Here is a 4631-nt window from a genome sequence, read left to right as displayed (position 1 = left end):
TTTTTCAATTAATTGATAATTACCGTTCCAAGCTCATACTCCCACTAGGTGAAAAAAGGATAGATGTACTTATTAAAAGCCTCAACGAAGAGAAATACATAAAAAAGCAACATGAAATGTATATGCATATTGCTCGTATAGGTCGGGGGAGCGACTATGTGGGAATTGATTGGATGAGATGGTGGTATCAGCGAAATCTTATTTTGTTTGCAAACCTCGCTGAAATCTCCTCTTCGAATGATCGGGTACTTTTGATAATAGGAGCAGCTCATGTCCATTTGGTAGCTCAATTTTTAAAAGAAAGTGGACTATTTGAAATTGTTTCGGTTAGTGAGTTTCTTTAGATTTGTATTTGAAACGATAGAAAGGAGGCAATCTTTTGAAAGTTAATTTTGGTGAAATAAAAGAAAAAGTAGTTTTACTTAAGCATTCTAAAAGTATTCAAGAGTTATCAAAAGGATATTCCTCTGACCTGAAATTTATAGTTACGGATGAATTGGATAAAAAATATGTATTACGTCTTATGGAAATTAAATTGTATGAGAGAAAAAAGGAAGAATTCCAACTGCTCAATGAGCTTCGTCTATCACGCATTAAATGTCCCATGCCCGTAGAGATAGGGAGGATAGATGAATTAGGATTGTGTTATAACATCATGACTTATATAGAAGGAGAGGAAGCAAAAGATTATCTTCCTTATTTATCCGAGCAACAACAATATGAATTAGGGAAAGAGGCCGGGAAAGAGCTTTTTCGTATACATATGCTTCCTGCGCCACTTAATTTGGAGAGCTGGCATACCCGCTCAATTAAAAAACATAATAGGTACCTAGAACAATATAAAAGTTATAATTTAAGCTTTGAAAATATGGAGAGAGTCATTCATTTTATAGAGCAAAATAATATATATTTGGAGAATCGTCCAAATCAATTCCAGCATGACGACTTTCATTTGGGAAATATCATTTTGAACAATCAGAGATATGGGGGTCTTATTGATTTTAACAATTTTGACTGGGGTGATCCTTGGCATGATTTTATGAAAATTCCTATTGCTAGTAGAGTGGAAAGTGTACCTTTTTCAATTGGTCAAATACATGGGTATTTTAATGATAATATTCCAAATGAATTTTGGAGGATATATAGTATTTATGCAGCTATGATGTGTTTTTCCAGTATAGTTTGGTCAATTAAAAGCTCTCCTCAGCAATTAGAAAAGTTTATGGAACGTATTAATCTATTATTACAGGATCACCATTTTTTCGAGGAGCTAGAACCAACCTGGTATAAGGATCCAGAAAGAGTGTAAATCAATTCTACTTCAGTATTAAAAAGCATATAAATTTCATTATCCTTGATTGTTCTTGGTTTTCTACAATAACTGTAATTAAACCTGATTTAAATATGCTTGGTAAGGAGAAAAACTTTTGGTTAACTTAATAGAAAGTGTAAACGAGGTAACGATCCTATTGCTGTGGCTATGTGGATATGCATATATTCGTCTGCTTAAAAAGACGAAGAGGGACAGAAAGCTTAACATGTTTGAAGTAATGATGTATATCATTACATATCTTGTAACTTTTTTATATGCAGCCTCTTATGTCCTCTTAACCTTTGGGACGTAACAAGAAAAGAGCAATCGCCTATGTCTGCCCCGACAGGCAAATGGGGAAAAGCGAGGAGGCAGCTCCTCAGCCACCACAGCTTTTATCCATTTGACCCCGAGGGGTAAGGCGATGGAGCTAGCCATCAATTTATCCACAGGTTTGGAAGTTTATAAATTCATAAACAAAAATAAAACGAAGCGAATGGACTGCTTTCCATTCGCTTCGTTTTATTTTTCGTCTTTCTTAACAGCAACAATAGCTGCACTTGCTAATTTCGACTTTATCATATCTTCCATCGGAGGATTGTATAACCCTGCTCTCACATTTAGGTAGTAGCGATGCATCGGATTAGATTGAGATAGGGCTCTTGAGCCAACTATTTTCATAGCCAAATCGACTATTTTAATAGCTCCATTCGTGACGGCTATTTTAGTAATATCCAGTGACTCTTGAAGGGTCGTCTTATCTTCTGCTTGCTCATATCTTTCCACCGTCCCATAGAGCATATGTCTTGCTATGGATAACTCTAGTTCCATTTCGCCTATTATCTGCTTAATATTTGGAGTCTCAGCGATTGGCTTTCCTAAAGAGGTGGGGATATAAGAAGCTGCAAAGTTAACTGCATATTTCCTTGCTGCAGCAGCGATCCCTAAGTAGCAAGCTGGAATATGAAGCATCCATCCCTTTGCTTCTGTCTTGGTAGCAGGTAAGGTTTTCAGGATATGATTTTCAGAAACTCTAACATTTTCTAAAATTAGGGTATGACTTGCAGTTCCTCTCATAGAAAGCATATCCCATGTTTCAAGAATAGAAACACCCGGACTATCCTTAGGTACTACTATCATTTCAACAATGCCGATTTCATTTGTGCATGTAACTAAAATATAATCGAGTACAGGGGACGCAGATGTAAAAGTTTTCTCACCATTAATCACTAAATCCTTGCCATCCCGGATAACTGTTGTTCGCGGTAGCGCACCTCGTGTAGGGCTACCTGCGTTATTTTCAGTGGCTGCACTATTAATGATTGCACCATTTGCTATTTCCTTTAAGAGCCAGTCAGCAGCATCTTGCTCCCAATGGTTGTTTTCTGCATATTCCAAAACGATACCGTTATGCCATCCAATAGATAGTCCTGTAGCACCACTACCCTCAGAAATAGCTTCCTGTGCTAGTATGTATTCATACAATCCTAAACCTTGCCCTCCGTACTCCTTTGGTAAAGTTAAAGTAGGGTAATCTATATTCTTTAAATCTTGGAAATCGGCAAAAGGGAAGGAGCCGAGTTGATCGAGCTCCGGCTCTCTATGTCTAAAAACTGGTTTTAAATCGTTTAGCTTAGAAATTAGCTCAAATTGTTCTTCTGTTTTAATAAATTGGTCCATAGCTTGACATCCTCTCTCTATATATTGCTATGCCAGTCTAGGCGCTTAAATTGATAAAAAAATAAATCAGTGGAAGATACTAGAGATTTTGTTTATTTCATCTTTAGAAAGCTCAATTTCTAGAGTCTTAATATTCTCTAATACTTGCTCAGGCCTTTTAGCACCAGGAATTACAACGTCAATTGATTCCTGTTTTAAATACCAGGCTAACACGAGATTAGAAACCGCTACATGCTTATTGTTGGCAATTGCCTTTAATTCATCCACTTTATTTAAATTCTGAATGAACGCTTCTCCCTGGAACAATGGGTTCTTTGCTCGTCCATCTTCAAATGTACTATTAGGAGAAAATTTTCCTGTCAATAAGCCAGAAGCTAATGGAAAATAAGGTATAAAGGAGATATTATTTTCTAGAGAGTAAGGGATTAAGTCATCTTCTGCATCACGTTTAAAAAGATTATAGCCAGATTGAATGACTTCGATATAACCATCTTTGTTTCCTTCTCTTAACTGATCCATTGAAAAGTTGGATACCCCTATAGAACGAATTTTGCCTTCCTCTTTTAATCTATGAAGTTCTCCAACAGCCTCATATTTTGGGGTTTTTTCATCTGGAAAGTGTATATAGAATAAATCAATAAAGTCTGTTTGTAGGCGTCTTAAGCTATTTTCGACCGTCTCTCTTAGAAATTTTGGTGAATTATCTACTTCCATTTTGTCATTCATGTACTTTTGTCCACCTTTTGTAGCAAGAACAACATTAGATCTTTGTCCTGTCTCTTTAAGTACTTCACCAATTAGAATTTCTGATTTTTCCGGCCCGTACATATAAGCGGTGTCTATAAAGTTAATGTCATTTTGAAGGGCTGCACGAACAATTTCTTTACCAGTTTCGTCCTTTAAATTAGGGAATATATTGTGTCCTCCCACAGCATTAGTGCCCAGACCGATGGGATTTACAAATAACCCAGTACTACCAATCTCCACTTTATTAGACATAAAAAACCAACTCCTTTTCTATGGATAATTACTCTTTCATCTTATCAATAAATAAAATAGAGGCATAATGAAAGAACTTCCAATGTAACTATACTGTTAAATATATTTCCTATGCAGAGGAAAAGTAAACTATTATGTCGAAATATGAACTAATGGGATACTAGAGAAGAAATAGTAATATTTAATAGGATAGTTTTATACATAGAAGTTTTTTAATTAAATAGAATGCTGTTAATGCTTGCCAAGTGTAGGAAACAAGTCTATAAAATAAAATTCCCAAAGAGGAGGGAATGAATGAAATCTAATATAAGCTATTCAAATAAGCGTTCAAAAGTCTGGATATGGCTAGTGATTATCCCTATTGTGATTACTTTTCTTTCCATAAAATTTCTTCCTCCTGCACTTCTCTTTTTACCGAATTTATTACTAGCATTGTTTTTTCTCCTTTATTTTATGAGGCTCGTTGGGAAAATTAGGAGTGAGAAAGCTAAATAACATTTCTCTAAGTTATTTCAAATAATGGAATCGTAACATGATCTATTTAATCTTTATATTGATCGGCAGCAACTATAGGTGAAGTGATACAAATAAATCATTTAACACGTTCTAGTCTGAGTTGGTGGTTCTCGTCAATCCCGCG

General features: G+C 35.5%; 5 protein-coding genes. 3 read left to right on the top strand and 2 right to left on the bottom strand.

All coding sequences use genetic code 11. The features are described 5' to 3' along the window. The 3 genes from AC06OU_RS01815 to AC06OU_RS01805 form a co-directional block, all read left to right on the top strand. Positions 1-344, top strand: a 344-nt coding sequence (locus tag AC06OU_RS01815; protein ID WP_475853581.1) for a DUF5694 domain-containing protein, incomplete at its 5' end; no start/stop codon positions are given. Positions 345-379: 35 nt separating this feature from the next. Continuing rightward, on the top strand, positions 380-1309 hold the full coding sequence (locus tag AC06OU_RS01810; protein ID WP_475853580.1) for an aminoglycoside phosphotransferase family protein: 930 nt from the start codon (positions 380-382) through the stop codon (positions 1307-1309). Positions 1310-1427: 118 nt separating this feature from the next. Beyond that, entirely contained in the window at positions 1428-1625 is a 198-nt protein-coding gene (locus tag AC06OU_RS01805; protein ID WP_475853579.1) for a hypothetical protein, read from the top strand. A gap of 209 nt (positions 1626-1834) precedes the next feature. On the opposite strand, the gene AC06OU_RS01800 is transcribed toward AC06OU_RS01805, so the two are convergent. After that, a complete protein-coding gene (locus AC06OU_RS01800) occupies positions 1835-2992 on the bottom strand; it encodes an acyl-CoA dehydrogenase family protein (RefSeq protein WP_475853578.1) in 1158 nt (385 codons plus the stop codon). A gap of 66 nt (positions 2993-3058) precedes the next feature. After that, positions 3059-3991 carry an aldo/keto reductase gene (locus AC06OU_RS01795; protein WP_475853577.1) on the bottom strand — a complete coding sequence of 311 codons (933 nt, stop codon included), beginning with the start codon at positions 3989-3991 and terminating at the stop codon, positions 3059-3061. Between the last annotated feature and the right edge of the window lie 640 nt (positions 3992-4631).

The organism is Psychrobacillus sp. (assembly GCF_056205495.1).
Note: the sequence above shows the minus strand (reverse complement) of the source record. Positions and strands in the feature narration are given on the sequence as shown.